This window comes from Komagataeibacter rhaeticus (assembly GCF_003207855.1).
Lineage (GTDB): Bacteria > Pseudomonadota > Alphaproteobacteria > Acetobacterales > Acetobacteraceae > Komagataeibacter > Komagataeibacter rhaeticus.
The window spans coordinates 84,169-101,110 of sequence record NZ_NKTZ01000010.1 but is presented as its reverse complement, the minus strand read 5'-3'; the positions used below and the strand labels follow the sequence as shown (position 1 = coordinate 101,110).

The 16,942-nt window shown below is 63.8% G+C and carries 17 protein-coding genes and 1 pseudogene; 13 read left to right on the top strand and 5 right to left on the bottom strand.

The features are described from left to right. The 7 genes and pseudogenes from CFR78_RS10890 to CFR78_RS10860 all read left to right on the top strand — a co-directional run. A pseudogene (locus CFR78_RS10890) lies at positions 1-229 on the top strand (hypothetical protein); the annotation flags it as partial. A gap of 28 nt (positions 230-257) precedes the next feature. Continuing rightward, complete coding sequence (locus CFR78_RS10885; RefSeq protein ID WP_034932046.1) at positions 258-536, top strand: hypothetical protein; 279 nt, start codon at positions 258-260, stop codon at positions 534-536. Continuing rightward, positions 533-871: a hypothetical protein gene (locus CFR78_RS10880; RefSeq protein ID WP_034932044.1), complete on the top strand. Its 339-nt coding sequence runs from the start codon at positions 533-535 to the stop codon at positions 869-871. The genes CFR78_RS10885 and CFR78_RS10880 overlap by 4 nt, the downstream gene beginning before the upstream one ends. Continuing rightward, a complete protein-coding gene (locus CFR78_RS10875) occupies positions 868-1,137 on the top strand; it encodes a hypothetical protein (protein WP_146221278.1) in 270 nt (89 codons plus the stop codon). The genes CFR78_RS10880 and CFR78_RS10875 overlap by 4 nt, the downstream gene beginning before the upstream one ends. Beyond that, positions 1,134-1,541: a hypothetical protein gene (locus tag CFR78_RS10870; protein WP_034932040.1), complete on the top strand. Its 408-nt coding sequence runs from the start codon at positions 1,134-1,136 to the stop codon at positions 1,539-1,541. Before CFR78_RS10875 ends, CFR78_RS10870 begins: the two co-directional genes overlap by 4 nt. Positions 1,542-1,695: 154 nt before the next feature. Then, positions 1,696-2,247, top strand: a complete 552-nt coding sequence (locus tag CFR78_RS10865) for a hypothetical protein (protein WP_034929412.1) — start codon at positions 1,696-1,698, stop codon at positions 2,245-2,247. Positions 2,248-2,400: 153 nt separating this feature from the next. Then, positions 2,401-3,294 (top strand): MurR/RpiR family transcriptional regulator, encoded by an 894-nt coding sequence (locus CFR78_RS10860; protein WP_007398357.1) that lies wholly within the window; start codon positions 2,401-2,403, stop codon positions 3,292-3,294. A 136-nt stretch (positions 3,295-3,430) separates the two neighbouring features. Here the strand turns inward: CFR78_RS10860 and CFR78_RS10855 are convergent, their stop codons facing one another. Genes CFR78_RS10855 through iolD form a run of 3 tightly spaced genes read right to left on the bottom strand, consistent with a single transcriptional unit; the run spans position 3,431 to position 7,025 of the window. Then, positions 3,431-4,243 carry an SDR family oxidoreductase gene (locus CFR78_RS10855; RefSeq protein WP_007398358.1) on the bottom strand — a complete coding sequence of 271 codons (813 nt, stop codon included), beginning with the start codon at positions 4,241-4,243 and terminating at the stop codon, positions 3,431-3,433. Positions 4,244-4,248: 5 nt separating this feature from the next. Continuing rightward, entirely contained in the window at positions 4,249-5,148 is a 900-nt protein-coding gene (iolE, locus tag CFR78_RS10850; RefSeq protein WP_110581119.1) for a myo-inosose-2 dehydratase, read from the bottom strand. Between the two features lie 5 nt (positions 5,149-5,153). After that, entirely contained in the window at positions 5,154-7,025 is a 1,872-nt protein-coding gene (iolD, locus tag CFR78_RS10845; protein ID WP_034932288.1) for a 3D-(3,5/4)-trihydroxycyclohexane-1,2-dione acylhydrolase (decyclizing), read from the bottom strand. Between the two features lie 462 nt (positions 7,026-7,487). On the opposite strand from iolD, the gene CFR78_RS10835 reads away from it, so the two are divergent. The 6 genes from CFR78_RS10835 (at position 7,488) to CFR78_RS10810 (ending at position 14,261) form a co-directional block, all read left to right on the top strand. Further along, a complete protein-coding gene (locus tag CFR78_RS10835) occupies positions 7,488-8,924 on the top strand; it encodes an NAD-dependent succinate-semialdehyde dehydrogenase (protein WP_034932285.1) in 1,437 nt (478 codons plus the stop codon). Between the two features lies 1 nt (position 8,925). Then, complete coding sequence (locus CFR78_RS10830) at positions 8,926-9,738, top strand: HpcH/HpaI aldolase family protein (RefSeq protein WP_007398363.1); 813 nt, start codon at positions 8,926-8,928, stop codon at positions 9,736-9,738. Continuing rightward, entirely contained in the window at positions 9,738-10,700 is a 963-nt protein-coding gene (locus tag CFR78_RS10825) for a hydroxyacid dehydrogenase (protein ID WP_007398364.1), read from the top strand. The genes CFR78_RS10830 and CFR78_RS10825 overlap by 1 nt, the downstream gene beginning before the upstream one ends. Next, a complete protein-coding gene (locus CFR78_RS10820; RefSeq protein WP_034932283.1) occupies positions 10,697-11,884 on the top strand; it encodes a Gfo/Idh/MocA family protein in 1,188 nt (395 codons plus the stop codon). Before CFR78_RS10825 ends, CFR78_RS10820 begins: the two co-directional genes overlap by 4 nt. Before the next feature lie 394 nt (positions 11,885-12,278). Next, positions 12,279-13,772, top strand: a complete 1,494-nt coding sequence (locus CFR78_RS10815) for a sugar porter family MFS transporter (RefSeq protein WP_007398366.1) — start codon at positions 12,279-12,281, stop codon at positions 13,770-13,772. 78 nt (positions 13,773-13,850) lie between these two features. After that, the gene (locus CFR78_RS10810; protein WP_034932282.1) at positions 13,851-14,261 is read left to right on the top strand and encodes a tautomerase family protein; all 411 of its coding nucleotides are present in this window, start codon (positions 13,851-13,853) and stop codon (positions 14,259-14,261) included. 138 nt (positions 14,262-14,399) lie between these two features. Here the strand turns inward: CFR78_RS10810 and CFR78_RS10805 are convergent, their stop codons facing one another. Together CFR78_RS10805 and iolG are read right to left on the bottom strand one after the other, a co-directional pair. Next, positions 14,400-15,596, bottom strand: coding sequence for an MFS transporter (locus CFR78_RS10805; RefSeq protein ID WP_034932280.1), 1,197 nt, complete (start codon positions 15,594-15,596; stop codon positions 14,400-14,402). Positions 15,597-15,762: 166 nt separating this feature from the next. Continuing rightward, positions 15,763-16,770: an inositol 2-dehydrogenase gene (gene iolG, locus CFR78_RS10800; protein WP_034932278.1), complete on the bottom strand. Its 1,008-nt coding sequence runs from the start codon at positions 16,768-16,770 to the stop codon at positions 15,763-15,765. Between the last annotated feature and the right edge of the window lie 172 nt (positions 16,771-16,942).

Here is a 16,942-nt window from a genome sequence, read left to right as displayed (position 1 = left end):
TAGGATCAACCCGATGACCGATACGAATGCACAGGTCTATGCCGTCTACCTGACGGCGGCCGCAACGGAAGCGGGCGTGGCGCGCCCGGCCGGGTATGTAATAAACCGGGTTGTCTGGGACGGCACGTCCGCATGGACACCGGGCAGCGGGAGCGCCATCGTGGCGGACCCGGACGGGCAGTTCCCGATTGGCAGCACCTATATGGCCAGCACGGCCACAACATCCTGACCATTGCTTACGTTCTGGAGATATCCTGATGACCGATACCGCAACGGCAACATACCAGAATTATATTCTCTACCGCACCAAGGCGCTGATGTTTCAGCCATCCTACAACTATCTGTCAGGTGATACGCCCGTTATTCCTGCCGCTACCACGGCATCACCGGTTGGCGAGGTCGTAGGAACGCAGTCACTGACCGGACTGACCGGCATTACTGCTCCGGACGGCTTTGCCTTCGCACTGGATGCCGATGGGAAATACCCGGTTGGCAGCATTTACACACCGCCTGCCACCAGCTCCGCCACATCATGAGTGGGTTTGTCCTGAAACAGGGCAACACGTTTCGTCTGGCCGCGATCATCCGCACGTTTGATGGTAGACCGCTGGACCTGACTGGTTGCACATTCACCAGCCAGATGCGCGATGTGCTGGGCAACAGTCTGGCTGATCTTTCTGTCCAGATCGTTCCCGGCCGGACGGGAATCATCCAGATCACCTACGGGAGTGACACCGGAACGTGGCCGGTCGGCCGCTACCGCTGCGACCTGCGAACCATCTGGCCCGATGGCACCATCCAGTCCAGCCAGACCTTTGCCATTACCGTCATCGCGGGTATAACGGTGCCCGCCACGGAGAGTGCCGCATGACAATCCTCATGCCCCTGACCAACCAGCCACAGGTGGTTGAGATCGCGCCCGGCAATGCCGCGACCAAACCGCTGTCGATCACGTCCGTTGCGTTTGATGGCGAAGGCAACCTGACCGTTACCCTGTCCGATGGCACGGCCCTGGACCCGGTGCCGTGTGCCCAGCAGATCGCAGCGGCCTTCGGTGGCGTTGCCCTGGTCGTGGTGGATGCTAACGGCAACCTGCTGGCCAATGGCAAACAGGTCGGCACGGTTTCCGCATCATGATCGGGCATGTGTTCGAGGTGGCGAATGCCTGGTCCGGCCTGATCGAACCCGCATTGGGGCTGGTTGGAGGCTGGTATGCCAATGTGGCCAAGAACAGGCTTGCCCAGAAGCAGGAACAGCTATCAGCCGGACAGCAGGCGCTGGCGCTGGTGGCACAGACCCGCGAACTGATAGGCGACCACATCCAGCGCATTGACGTGCTGACCCGCCAGCTATGGGCGCGTGATGACGTGATACAGGAAGTCTATGCCCAGGCCATCGCGGCCCGGCTGCTGGTGCATGAACTGGATGCCAGTGACGGGCGGCCACCACGGCAGTTTGAACCGCTCCCGTCCTATCCTGTCCCGCCAGTCGAACCAGTTGACCCTATGCCTGACCCGCAGGGCATAAAAAAAGAGGTCTGATCGACCTCTCATACCCCTCTAAGAATGCATTCTGTGGGGTTCCAAATCATGTGTCCCGCAGTTCCAAACCTGTTGGCGCGCTACACCCGACCCTGCATGTGCATACGGTCTATCGTGACCCCACCAACAGCTATGGCAGCCGGTACACCATGCCATGAGGCGCGGCCTGTCCATCATGCTGGCGCTGTGCGGGCTGGGTGCGGGCACGCCATCCGCGCAGGCGCACCGGCTGGATGAATATCTGCAGGCCACGGTCATTGACCTCACGCGCCATGAGGTTGCCGTGACCCTGCGCCTGACACCGGGAGTGGACGTAGCACCCGGTGTCATCCGCCAGATTGACGGCAATGGGGATGGCGCCATCTCGCCCGCGGAGCAGCGGGCCTATGGCAGGGCGGTTGCAGGCGGGCTGTCCCTGTCGCTTGACGGTCGCGCGCTGCCGCTGCGGGTGCGCACGCTGGCCTTCCCCTCCATTGCCGCCATGCGGGCGGGCGATGGCATGATCACCCTGCGCCTTGCCGCCGCCGTGACCCCCGCTCCCGCGCCGGGCGCGCATCATCTGGTCTATGCCAGCCATGGCGCCGGGCCGGATGCGGTCTATCTGGTCAATGCCCTGCTGCCCCGTGATCCGGGCCTGCGTGTGACAGGGCAGCAGCGCAGCGCCGACCAGTCGTCCTGCCAGCTGGATTTCACGGTGGACCGCTGACGCGCGCCGACACGCATCAAATGTTGCACTGCGGCATGTTTGCGCTACGATGGGGGTGTAATGATCGCACGCCCGTCCCGTGTGGCCGGCACGGCGCCCGGCGTGTCCAGCCCGTTACGAGTGCGCAAGCCAGCATGGATGGTCAGGAAAAGCATGAAAGAAGCCGGGAAAGGGCCGGTGGCGCACACGCCACCGGCCACGTATGAGGCACTGATCCGTGTCATTCATGACCGTTACGAACATCTGAGCAATTCCTACCAGAAGATTGCCCTCTATATAACCCAGAACCCCAATGACGTGGCCGTGGTGTCGGTCCATACGGCGGCCGAGAAATGCGGTGTGCATGCCTCGGGCTGCGTGCGTTTTGCGCAGTCGCTGGGCTATCAGGGGTTCAAGGACCTGCAGGCCGTATTCCGGCGCAGGCTTTCCACCGTTGCGCTGGGGTTCAACGCGCGCGTACAGGCGCTGGAGGATGAACTGGGCGCGCGTGAGGACCGCAGCGAGACGGGCTTCATGCATGAACTGATCCTGCGCGATATCGCGTCGTTACAGGAACTGCTGGACAACATCACGGCGGAACAGATTGCCCGGGCCGTGGACCTGATGGAACGCGCGGATACGATCTACCTGCTGGGGCAGTTGCGTTCGGCCCCCGTGGCGGAACTGCTGCGCTACACGCTGGCCATGCTGGGCAGGCGGGCGGTGCTGCTGGATGCGGCGGGCGGGCTTGCCACCCACATGGCCCGCGTCATGCGGCCTGACGACCTGCTGCTGGCGGTATCCTTCCGCTTCTATGCCAACGAGGTTGTCAATATCGTGGAGGACGCCGCCAGCCGGGACATTCCCGTGGTGGCCATAACCGACAGCACGCTCTCGCCACTGGCCAAGAACGCGCGGGTCACCTTTGCGGTGCCGGAGCACGAATATACGTTCTCACGCTCCCTGGCGGCCCCCATGTGCCTGGCGCAGTCGCTGATCGTGGCGCTGGCGTCGCGGCTGCAGAATGAATCGCGCAAGCCCCGCATTCCGGTCGTGACCCAGAAATAGCGCGGGGCGTGGCGCGTCCTTGAAATAAAGAAGTTTTTGGTGAAGCTTTTTCCCAAAAAGCATTCAAAGAATGCCGCCTTCCCGAAAAGAAGGCGGCACCCGGAAACCTTTATTATCCTTATTGCGCACCATCCGGTTACATCGGCAGCTGCATCGGCCCATCCGGCACGGGCATGCTGTGGGCCGTGGCCCCCCATACCGACTGATCGAAATTCACGATCGCCCCGGTCATGAGTCCCGCGTCATCGGATACAAGGAAGTTGACCGCACGCGCCGCTTCCTCTGGCGTGACAAGCCGCCCGAAGGGCAGGCGGGCGGCGGCTTTTTCCATCCAGTCGGGGTCGTTCGTCTCGGCCAGCTGGATTTCACGTTCCTTGTCCGATGCCATCCAGCCTATGTTGAGCTGGTTGACGCGTATGCGGTTTGCCATGACCGAAAAGGCGGTATTGGCGGTCAGCGTGGCCAGCGCGCCCTTGGAAGCGCAGTAGGCGCTGATGAAAGGCTGGCCCGACAGCGCGGAAATGGACCCGATATTGCAGATGGCCCCCTCTATCCCGTCACGGATCATATTGCGGATGGCTTCCTGCATCAGGAAATACGGGCCCCGGACGTTGGTTGCGAAAATACGGTCGAACAGCTCGGGGTCCGTGTCCAGTATGGTGCCGCGTTCGGTCAGCGCCCCTGCGTTGACCAGTACGTCCACACGGCCGAAGTGGCGATGCGTCTCGTCAATTACCGCGCGGCAGTCCTCCACCGATTCAAGGTCGGCACGGATGAATACCGTGGGCATGCCGCTATCGGCCGTCAGCGTGTGGGCCAGGGCAGCCCCCCGTGCCTCGCTGCGCCCGGTAATGGCAATGCCGCGCGCGCCCGCATGGGCCAGCCTGCGGGCAATTGCCGCCCCCAGCCCCTGGGTTGCGCCCGTGATCACGCAGATTTTGCCGTCCATCCGGTTCATGGCGCCACCTCGTATTCTGCCTGTTCCATAAGCTGGATCAGGGCGGCATGCCCCCTGCGCGCCATTTCAAGCGGGGGGTTAAGGACCGGGTCCTGCTCGGCTTCCACCACAAACCAGCCTTCATAGCCATAATCGGCCAGGCGTTCGATAATGGGCAGGAAATTGATCGAACCGTCACCGGGCACGGTAAACGCGCCCTTCACCACCGCGTCCAGAAAGCTTTCCGTATTGCGGTCCAGCCGGTCGATCACGGCGCTGCGCACATCCTTGGTATGGACGTGGCTTATGCGGGCATGATGGTTGTCGATCACGCGCAGCAGGTTGCCACCCGCGAAATACATGTGGCCGGTATCAAACAGCAGGTGCAGCGCCCTGCCCGAATACTTCATCAGCAGGTCAAGCTCGGCCTCGGTCTCGATCGGGGCGGCCATGTGGTGGTGATAGGCAAGGGGCATGCCCTCGGCCGCGCACCATTCGGCAAACTGCGTCATCTTGCGGCCATAGGCGCGGATGTCCTCTTCCGACAGGCGGGGCTTGGTGGCCAGCGGGGCGGAACGGATGCCCTGGATCGAGCGCGCCGTCTCGCCATACACGATGCATGGGGCGCCAGCGGCAATGAAGAAATCCATCTGGGCGCGGATGCGCTCCTTTTCCGCCTCGATGTCCCCATCCAGCAGCAGGCCCGAAAACCATCCGCCACAGACCGACATGTCATAGCGTTTGAGGATGGGCCCCAGTTCGTTCATGTCCATGGGGAAGCGGCGGCCGGTTTCCATGCCGGTAAAGCCCGCCTCATGCGCCTGGCGCAGGCACTCCTCCAGGCTGACATCATCGGATAGTTCGGCCAGATCGTCGTTCCACCACGCAATGGGGGCGATACCCAGTTTTGATTTCATGGATTTTACACTCCAACGCGCTGTCTTGCGCGGATTTCTTCTTGTTCTTTTCTTGCAGCCTGAACGCTTTCACGTGTCGAGACTTCCGGTACGCCCACGTCCCACGCGGCATCGCCCGGTGTCCAGGCCCAGGCATCGGTTGTAATGGACAGCACGGTGGTCCGGTCGGTGCCCCTGGCCCATTCCAGTACTTCAGGCAGGTCCGCCAGGCTGTCGCATCGCCGGGCGGCGGCCCCCATGGCCTGCGCGTGCTTTACAAAGTCCACATGCAGCGGGTTTTCGGGCTGCAGCACGCGGCAGTCCACCAGCAGGTTGTTGAAGCCGGGCACCCCCTTGGCCTGCTGAAGGCGGTTGATGACGGCAAACCCGCCATTGTCACATACGATGATGATGACCTTGTGCCCCGTCAGCACGGTTGAATAGATGTCGGAGTTCATCATCATGTAGGTGCCATCGCCAATCATGACGATGGGCGTGCCGCCGGGGCTGCCCGGTCCCTCACTGGCCATGGCATGGCCCCAGCCCGCCGCGATCTCGTACCCCATGCATGAAAAGCCGAATTCAAGGTCAAAGGTGTTGGGTGCCTTGACCCGCCAGCCCTTGGCCACTTCCCCCGGCAGGCCACCGGCCGCGGTGATGAGGGTATCGTGCTCGCCCGCGGCCTCGTTAACCATATGGACCACCTGCGCATAGGTGGGCAGCGGCGCGTTGGTGGGGGCCTGCAGGCGCGTCAGCAGCCCGTCCCAGTCCGCGAACAGCGCCTGGGCGCGGCGCATGAGTTCTGGCTCGGCCTTCCAGTCCCCCAGCAATGCGTCCAGTTCGCCCACCGTCTCGCGCGCATCGCCCACAACGGCCAGCGCACGGTGCTTGATGGCATCAAAACGCGCGGTATTGATGGAAATGAACTGCGCCGTGGGGCTGAATACGGTCCATGACCCGGTGGTGAAATCCTGCAGCCGGGTGCCGATTGCAACAATCACATCGGCCTCTGCCGCCAGGGCATTGGCGGATGTGGACCCAAGGATGCCGATCGGCCCGGCATGGGCTTCATGGTAATGGGTCACGCTGCCCTTGCCCGCAATCGTCTCGACAAGGGGGATGCCGTGCTTGAGCGCAAAGGCGGCCACTACGTCTTCCGCCAGTGAATAGCGCACGCCACCGCCCACGATCAGCAGGGGCTTTTTTGCCGCCTTCAGCCGCTCGGCCGCCTGTGCCAGTGCCGCGCGGTCAGGCCGGGGGCGGGGAATGCTCCATATCTTTTCCTCAAAGAAACGGACCGGGTAATCAAAGGCGATTTCCTGCACATCCTGCGGCAGGGAAATGAAGGCAGGCCCGCAATCGGCCGGGTCCAGCATGATGGCCGTGGCCTGCGGCAGGGAGGACAGGATCTGGGCCGGGTGCATGATCCGGTCCCAGTAACGGGTTACGGGTTTGAAGGCGTCATTGACGGTAACCGTTGGGTTACCAAAATGCTCGACCTGTTGCAGCACCGGGTCGGACAGGCGGTTGGCAAAGGTATCGCCCGCCAGCAGAAGCAGCGGCAGACGATTCGCATGCGCGACGCCTGCCGCCGTGACCATGTTCAGCGCGCCCGGCCCGATGGAGGCAGCGGCAATCATGATCTGCCGCCGCCGCTTTGCCTTGGCAAAACCCGTTGCGGCCAGCGCCATGGACTGCTCGTTCTGCCCGCGCCATGTGGGCAGCCTGTCCTGCACCGCTTCCAGCGCCTCGGACAGGCAACTGACGTTGCCATGGCCAAAAATGCCGAACACACCGGGGAAAAGCGGCACCCGGCTGCCGTCGATCTGTGTGAACTGATTGGCCAGCCACTGTACCAGGGCCTGCGCGGTTGTAAGGCGGATTGTCGCCTGTGTCATTTTTGTTTCCTCCCTTGACGGGTTGTCCCCAGCATATCCAAACGCAATAGGTGTTGACAATACTTTAAATACGCAACATTAATTGCAAACCCTGAAAAGACAGGAGGCCGGATGGTCAGGCTGGTGAATCGGGACGGCATCGTGCTGGTGCCGGGGCTGTGCCGTGCGGCAGTAAACGCCGCAGGGCGGGGCCGGTTCGCTTCCCCCGCATGCCATCGGCCGGATGGAAAAAACGCCATGAAAAAAGGGACGCAGGCCCGGTCCGGCGCGGGTCCGGTCACAAAGGGGCGGTCCGGTCCGCCCGCGGGCTGACGAAGCTGTGTTCACCCCCGCGCAACCGCACGATGCAGGGGCCGTTGCACGCGCTTCCACAGGCACGGCGTCCCGGCCCGTCACAAACGGGGAGGCGACCGGGTCAGTCGTCATATGTCGTGTCGTAAAAAAAAGAACGGGAACCAGATAATGTACACGCATTACGGATTGTTTATCGGGGATACATGGCGGCCAGCAGCGGATGGCAGGACCGAGCCGGTCATAAGCCCCGTATCGGAAACATCGCTGGGTGACGTGCCCTGTGCCGGCAGTGCCGATACCGAGGCCGCGATCGCGGCGGCACGCGAAGGGCTGGCATGCTGGCGCACCACCCCGGCATGGGAACGCGCCACCGCACTGCACGCCATTGCCGACGAGATGACCCGCCGCGCGGAGGAAGCCGCACGGATCATTTCCGCCGAGACCGGCAAGCCCATTGCCCAGGCACGCCGGGAATGGGGGCTGAGCATCGACCAGTTCCGCTGGTATGCCGAAGAGGCACGCCGGATCTATGGCCGGATTGTCGAAAGCCGCGCCCCCGGTGGCCGCTTTGAGGTCAGTCACGAGCCGGTGGGCGTGGTGGCGGCGTTCACGGCGTGGAATTTTCCCGCCTCGCTCCTGGCGCGCAAGATCGCACCCGCCCTTGCGGCGGGCTGTTCGCTGATCGCCCGTCCGTCTTCACAGACACCGGGCAGCGCCATGATCATGGTGGACTGCTGCCGGGCGGGGAACCTGCCCGCGGGCGTGGTCAACCTGGTCGTCGGCCCGACCGAGGCCACGTACGGCCCGATCATGGAATCCACCGTGGTGCGCAAGGTCTCGCTGACCGGCTCCACCCGCATCGGCCAGCAGATGATCCGCGATGCCGCCGCCACGATGAAAAAGGTCTCGATGGAACTGGGCGGCAATGCCCCGCTGATCATCTATGATGATGCCGACCTGGACCTGGCACTCAATACGGCGGCACAGGCAAAGTTCGGCAATACCGGGCAGGTCTGTGTGGCACCGGACCGTTTTTTCATTCACGACCGGGTGCATGATGCGTTTGTGGAGGGGTTTGTCAGCCGCGCAAAGGCGTTGACGCTGGGTGACGGGCTGGACCCCGATGTGGGCATGGGCCCGCTGATCAACGCCCGCCGCCTGGCGGAAATGGAAGCCGTGGTGGCCGATGCCGTGGCCGGGGGCGCAAGTATCCGTACCGGCGGGCAGCGGCCTTCGGGGTTCAACAACGGTTATTTCTTTGAACCCACCGTGCTGACCGAAGTGACCGATACCATGCGCGTCATGGCGGAAGAAAACTTCGGCCCCATTGCCGCCATCACCCGCTTTTCGGATGAGGAGGAGGTACTGACCCGCGCCAATGCATCGGACATGGGTCTGGCGGCCTATGCCTTTACCCGCTCACCCGCCCGCGCGCGCCGCACGGTGGCGGCGCTGAAGGCGGGGATGGTGGGGATCAATTCCTTTGCCCTTGCCGCGGCGGAAGCCCCGTTTGGTGGCACGAATTTCTCCGGCATGGGGCGTGAGGGCGGCTCCGAAGGCATTCTGGATTACCTGGACGTGAAACTGGCACAGGTGGTGTTCTGACATGATCCCCAATCCCGTAAGGCAGCTCTGGGCGCAGGGAAAACCCGCGCTGAATGGCTGGTGCTCGATCGGCAATCCCTTCACCGCCGAGATCATGGCCGCACAGGGCTATGACTCTGTTACCATCGACGTGCAGCACGGCGCGCTGGACTATAACAGTGCGCTGCCCATGATGCAGGCGATGCGGGCCTCGGGCGTGGCCCCCATGGTGCGCGTGCCGTGGCTGGAGCCGGGCATCATCATGAAAATGCTTGATGCCGGGGCTTACGGCGTGATCTGCCCCATGGTGAACACGGCGCGGCAGGCGGCCGAGTTTGTCAGCTACATGCGCTACCCCCCCGGCGGCCAGCGCAGTTTCGGCCCCACCCGGGTTTCGTTTGCGGCGGGCAGCAACTATGCCGGCTGCGCGAATGGCGAGATCCTGGCCTTTGCCATGATCGAGACCCGGCAGGGCATGGACAACCTGGCGGAAATTGCCGCAACGCCGGGGCTGGACGGCCTGTATGTCGGCCCCGCCGACCTGACGCTCAGCCTGGAAGGCGGCAGGCTGCCCCCCGGTTTTGACCGCGAGGAGCCGGAGATGATCGAACGGCTGCACGAAATCCTGGCTGCGTGCCAGAACGCGGGCATCCGCGCCGCCCTGCATTGTGGCACACCGGAATACGCGGCGCGCGCCATAGGCTGGGGCTTCGACATGACCACCGTATCGGGTGATTCGCGCCTGCTTGCCGCCGCCGCCGGGGCCAGTGTCGCGAAATTCCGCACCCTGCTCAGCCGTGACAGCGTAAGCGTCGTGCATGAAGGGGTGTACTGATGCCCCATATCCTGATTGCGGGCCGCCTGCACCCCGCAGGCATCGCGCTGCTCGATCGCACCCCCGGCGTCACCTATGATTATGTGGAGGACGTATCGGAAGCAAGTTACGCCCCCCTTATCGCGCGGGCGGACGCGCTGGTGCTGCGCACCCAGCCGCTTTCCGCCCGGACGGTGGAAAAGGCGGACAGGCTGCGCATCGTCTCCCGTCATGGCGTGGGTTATGACGCGGTGGACATCCATGCGCTGGACGCCCGTGGCATCTGCCTGTGCATTGCGGGCGATGTGAACTCCGTCTCGGTTGCCGAGCATGCCATGACGCTGATCCTGGCCTGCACCAAGCACCTGCTGGCGGCGGACCACGCCGTGCGCGATGGCCAGTGGGCGTGGCGCAACCGGCTTATGGCAGGCGAGGTGGGGGGACGCCGCCTGCTGATACTGGGCTACGGGCGGGCGGGGCGGCACCTTGCCACCATGGCGGCGGGCTTTGGTATGGAGATCCGTGCCTATGACCCGTTCCTTTCCCGCCGGGGGGCATGGCCCGCAGGGGCGGTGCGGGAGGTGAGCGGACTGGAGGCCGGACTGGAATGGGCCGATATCATTTCGGTCAATGTCCCGCCCGCCGACCGGCCACTGCTGGGGGAGGCCGAATTGCGGCACCTCCGGCCGGGCACGATCATCGTCAACACCGCGCGTGGCGGCGTGGTGGATGAACCGGCCCTTGCCCGCGCGCTGGCCGATGGCCGCGTGGCCATGGCGGGGCTGGATGTGTTCGACCCCGAACCGCCCGCCACGGACAGCCCGCTGCTGGTATCCGACCGGGTCATCCTGACCCCCCACATTGCCGGGCTGACCATGCAGGCGGCCGAACGCATGGCCGTCTATTCCATCAGGAACGTTCTGGATTTTTTTGCGGGCACGCTTGATCCCGCCCTTATCGTGAACAGGGAGTTCGTAAAATGACCAAACCCAAACTGCGTATCGGCCTGATCGGCAGCGGCTTCATGGGCCGCACCCATGCCTTTGGCTATGCCACCGCATCGCGCGTGTTCGACCTGCCGTACCAGGTGGAACTGACCTGCCTTGCCGACATATCAGCACAGGCGGCGGCCACGGCGGCGGCGGCGCTGGGCTTTGCCCGTTCCACCGATGACTGGCGCGCGCTGGTCAACGACCCGGAAATCGATGTGGTGAACATCACCGCCCCCAATGCCTTTCACAAGGAAATGGCGCTGGCCGCCATTGCGGCGGGCAAGCATGTCTATTGTGAAAAGCCACTGGCCCCGCTTGCCGCCGATGCCCGTGAGATGGCCGAGGCCGCCGAGGCGAAGGGCATCAGGACGCAGGTCGGCTTCAACTACCTGTGCAACCCCATGTTCGCGCTGGCGCGTGACATGATCATGGCGGGCGAGCTGGGTGAAATCCGTGGCTACCGGGGCCTGCATGCGGAAGATTACATGGCCGATGCCACATCGCCCTTCACCTTCCGCCTGGACCCCGCAGGCGGCGGCGCGCTGGCCGATATCGGCAGCCACGCGCTGGCCACGGCGGAATACCTGATGGGTCCGGCGGCGGGCGCGATCACGCAGGTGATGGGCGACTGTGTTACCGTCATCCATGAGCGCCCCGATGGCAAGGGCGGCACCCGCATGGTGCAGGTGGATGATATCGGGCGCGCCTTCCTGCGCTTCGAGAACGGGGCCACAGGATCGATCGAAGGCAACTGGATCGCCACCGGGCGGACCATGCAGCATGATTTCGAGATTTACGGCACCAGGGGCGCGCTGGCCTTCACGCAGCAGCGCTTTAACGAACTGCACTTCTTCTCGGGTGGGGATGCACGGGGCCGCAAGGGGTTCCGCCGGATCGAGGCCGGGCCTGACCACCCGCCCTACGGGCTGTTCTGCGTGGCACCGGGCCACCAGCTTGGCTTCAATGACCTCAAGGCCATAGAGGTGGCGGGCTACCTGCAGGCCCTGGCTGGGCAGCGGCCGGAACCGTTCAGTTTCCGTGCCGGGCTGCGCATCCAGACGCTGGTGGAGACCATCCATGATTCAAGCCGTGATGCGGCGTGGAAGGATGTGCGCATGGAAGGCGCGCCCCGTGCCCCCGCCGCACGCGAACCGCGCGAGGCCGTAGGGGCCTGAACGCATCCGCGTGCTGTCTTGCGCCGGAAATCCCGGTGCGCGTTACGCCCGCCGGCGGCGGGGTCGGGGTTACACAAATTCGCGTTATAAAATAAAAGACAAATAATAATAGCGAACCCCAAATAAAAACATACGTTAAAATCTGCACTCAACTGTTGTCCTGCCAGCGCCTTTGACAGTGTTGCGCCGGGCTGACCGCCTTATGGTTCCCCTGCGCCGCAGGGGACCGCGCAGGGAAGATTGCGCGGGGGTGCGGGACAGTCCGGTGCGCCGCGGGCAATGACCGGTTGCCGGCATGCCGCCACGACAGGCCCCGCCCACAGGCGCCGGGCCATGCCCGGCCTGCTTCACCACGACAGAACAACAAGAACAAGTGACTGCTGGAGAAGGGTAAATGGTAAAGGAATCCCTCAAGGACATCGTGTTCGTCCGATCGGACCGGCATGATATCGGCTATGTATTGCGTATCTGTGCCATTGCCGCACTTGGCGGCATCCTGTTTGGCTATGACACGGCTGTCATTTCCGGCGCGGTGGAATCGTTGCAGGCATATTTCCATCTCTCCCCTGTGGAAATTGGCTGGGCGGTGTCCAACGTGCTGCTGGGCTGCATCCTGGGGGCCGCGGGTTCGGGCTGGCTGGCCGACCGGTTTGGCCGCAAGCCCACGCTGGCGGTCTCGGCGGCGCTGTTTACCGGCTCGGCCATCGGGGCGGCGCTGGCCACGGGGTTCACGTCCTTTGTGGTCTACCGCTTCATTGGCGGGGTGGCGGTGGGGGTCGCCTCATCCATCTCGCCCATGTACATGTCCGAAGTCTCGCCAAAGGACATGCGCGGACGGGCACTGTACATGGAACAGTTCGCCATTGTGGGCGGGCAATTGCTGGTTTTCATCGTCAACTACCTGATAGCGCGCAGCGCCAGCGAGCAATGGCTCATGACCGTGGGCTGGCGGTGGATGCTGGGCTCGGAAGTCATACCCTGCGTGATCTTCTGCATTGCGATCTTCTTCATGCCGGAATCCCCGCGCTGGCATGTGCTGCGCGGGCGTGACCATGACGCCATGAAAACCCTGACCCGCATCTCGAACGAACGGCATGCGCGTTCGGTGCTGACCGAAATCAAGGACTCCCTCGAGCACAAGGTCGAGGCTTCGGCACTGGGCCGCGCCGTTTCCTCACGCGGGGCGCGGTGGATCATATTCGTGGGCGCCATGGTGGCCATGCTGCAACAGCTTACGGGTGTGAACAGCATGATGTACTACGCGCCGCTGCTGCTCGGCTCGGTCAGTGGCAGCGTGCAGAACGCCCTGTTCCAGACCATATGGATTGGCGTGGCATCGGTGTCGGGTGCGGTGCTGGGGAGCTGGGTGATTGACCGCAAGGGGCGGCTGCCGCTGTTCCGCATCGGCTCGATCGGCATGATCATCGGGCTGCTTATCGCCTCATGGGCGCTTTATACCCAGACGCAGGGCTATTCCGCGCTGATGGGCATGCTGATCTACATGCTGTTGTTCGGCCTGTCCTGGGGGCCGCTGACATGGGTGCTGATTGCCGAAATCTTCCCCAACCGCATCCGTGGGGTGGGCATGAGCATCGCGGTTTCCGCCAACTGGGTGATGAACTTCATCGTCAGCCAGCTTTTCCCCATGATGGCGCAGAACCACAGGCTTGACGCCCTGTTCCATGGCGCGCTGCCGATGTGGCTCTTTGCGGGGTTCACCCTGCTCTCATGGTGGTTTGTCGAGCGCTATATCCCCGAAACCAGGGGGGTGGCGCTGGAAAAGATCGAAAGCGTCATGCTTACGCCAAAACGCCGCCGCACCGCGGCTGGCATGGCCCCGGCCACGCCCCCGGCCGATGGCCTGACCGACCTTGCGGGCCGGAAGTAAGGCCGGCCCGTGCCATGGCGGGAGCGGGCCATGTGGCGTGCTCCCGCCTTTCCTTTTTCATGCATCAGGAGAACATCAATGCCGCTTCTTCATTTCCACCTGCTCGAAGGCCGCACGGACGCCGAGATCCGCACCCTGCTGGACGCGGCGCATGAAGCCATGCTGGAAGCCTTTGCCGTGCCCCGGCGTGACCGCTACCAGCTTGTATCGGAATACAAGCCCTCACACATGATCGTGGAGGATACGGGACTGGACATTCCCCGCACCGACAAGGTGGTGGTGGTGCAGATGTTCAGCCGCCCGCGCGGGACGGACAAGACGGCCGAATTCTACAGGCTGCTGACCGAGCGCCTGGAACAGGCATGCGGCATCGCGCCGTCCGATGTCATGGTGTCGGTTGTGGAGAACGCGGACGCGCACTGGTCATTCGGCAACGGACGGGCGCAGTTCCTGACGGGCGAGCTGGGGGGTGGCCAGGCGGTTCACTGACCATCTGCCGGACGCATCATAATAAAACAGTCAAGGTTTTTGGTGCCGCCTTTATTCCAAGGGCGGCATTTTTTTTGAAGCGTCCTGAAAAAAGCCTCACCAAAAACGTCCTGCTGCCTTTCTTCTTTCCGGGGCTGCCTAATCCTCCTGCGCGGAAGCGGGCAGGGCGTGGGGGAAGGCGGCCGGATTGCCCAGTGCCAGAACAAGGCCGCACACCACGATGGCGATGGAAAGCGGCGTCAGCACGCCAAAGCCATAGACGGTCAGCACCCGCCCGCCCACGGCCGAACCCAGCAGGATGCCCACATTGCTTGCGGCATTGATCGCGGCCCCGGCCACATCGGGATGGGTGGCGCGCGCACGGATCGCACCGGACATGACAAAGGGGATCAGCCCCGAATAGCCGATGCACCACAGCCCCACGGCCGCCACCGCCACCCAGCCCGACACGATATGCCCGTATATCAGCCCCATGCCCACCAGCATGGCCAGTCCCCCCGCCAGCACGCCCATGGCGGGGTTGCGGTCAACCAGATGCCCCGCGCCCCACAGGCCAAGGATGCTGATGCCGCCTGTCAGCAGCAGGGCAAGGCTGAGCGCGCCCGTCGCCACCCCGTGGTCAAGCAACAGGGGCGTGACATAGGTGTAGAGCAGGTTGTGGGCAATGAAGAAGACCCCGTCCACCACAACCACCACCAGGAAGATGCGCATGACGCGGCGCGAACGCATGGCGGGCAGGCTTTCGCGCACATGCACGGGGGTGGAAACCGGCGGCAGGAAAAACGCGATGCACAGCGTCAGCACAAGCGAAAGCCCGGTCAGGATGAACATGGCCATCCGCCAGCCCACCAGTTGCCCCGCCGCCGCCATGCCCGGAACGCCCAGGACCGCGCCAAGCGAGGTCCCGCCATAGACAAAGGAAATGGCCCGCCCCGTCATGGCCTGCGGCACCAGGCGCGCCGCATAGGCCGAGACGATGGACATGAGCAGCGCATGCGCCACCCCGCCAATCATCCGCCCCACGCAGACAAGGACGAACGTGGGCGCGACGGCCACCACCAGATTGGACAGCACATACCCCGAAAGCGAGAGCACCATCAGCCGCTTGCGGTCGATATGGGCGGTCAGGATGGTCAGTGGCACGGCACCCAGCGCCACCAGCAGCGCAAAGGCGCTGACCGCCAGCCCCGCCTGTCCTTCCATGATATGGAAGGCGTGTGCCATGTCGATCAGGATGCCCACGGGCGCGACTTCGCTGGTCAGCGCGGTGAAGGTGCAGGCGAACAGTGCCCACAGGCCGATCACGGCCCCGGCAGGCAGGGATTTGAAAAGCATGATGAACCGTGCTGGCTACAGGAATGCAGGAAAGGGATGTCCAGCCCCCTTCTGGCATTCCCCGCGCCGGAACGGAACAGGCGACTGACCGGCAACGAAAAATTGTCCGCCCCCCGGTTGCCCATGCCCGTCCATGCCTGTCCATGGCCACCATGGGCAACGGCGGCTACCCGATCTCGCTTACCCGCACCATGCGCCCTTCATGCAGGGATTTCAGCGCGGCTTCGGCCAGGACCAGCGCCTGGCGCCCGTCATTGTAGCCTACGGCAACCGGGCGGCCGTTTTCCACCGCATCGACAAAGGCGTCGATCTCGGCATCGAACGCCTCGCGGTAGCGTTCGATGAAGAAGTTCAGCAGCGGCGCGGCATGGTCGGTAAAGTCGGCACCGGACAGGACCATGTGGTGCGGGCGGCGGTTTTCCGATACCGCCATGCCCCGGCTGCCAAAGGCTTCCACCCGCTGGTCGTAGCCATAGGCGGCCTCACGCGCGTTGATAAGCACCGCCTGCCGGCCCGATGCGGTTTTCATCACCACCGTCAGCGTGTCATGATCCCCCAGCGTCTCCATCAGCGCGGGCGCCACCAGACGGGAGCCGGTGGCGAAGACTTCGGTGGGTTCCTCATCCAGAATGAAGCGCGCCATGTCGAAATCATGGATGGTCATGTCCCGCAGGATGCCGCCGGATCTGGCCAGATAGGCAGCCGGCGGCAGGCCCGGATCGCGTGAGGTGATGATGACCTGATACAGTGTACCCAGCGTGCCATCGCGCACCGCCGCGCACACCGCCCTGTGGCCGGGGTCGAAACGCCGCACGAAGCCGATCTGCACCGGCAGGGTCGTGCCCGCAATGGCGGCGGCGCAGCGGTCCACCCGTTCCAGGCTGAGGTCGATCGGTTTTTCGCACAGTACCGGCTTGCCCGCGGCAATCGCCTGTTCCAGCAGGTCGGCATGGGTATCGGTTGCCGTGGCAATCAGCACCGCGTCCACATCGGGTGCTGCCAGCACGCCGGCGGCCGATGCCATGACCGGCGCGCCGGTGGCAAGGGAGACCGCCCGTGCGGCGTCCGGGTTGATGTCATATACTGCCGCGACCCGTGCGCGGGGATGTGCGGCAATATTGGTGGCATGCATGGCGCCAATCCGCCCGCAGCCCAGTACCCCAATTCCAAGCATGAAAGGTTTCCCTGACCTGATACGCAATTTTTATTGCGCCATTCAGTATTTTTTGGGTGATTTGTGAATTCCTGCGTATGACGCAAGGCGCGTGAAATCTGTGCCCCGCCTTCTGGTCATGATTGCCCTGTATTCTCCCTCTGGTCCGACCGGCGGCCTGCAGGACGCATCC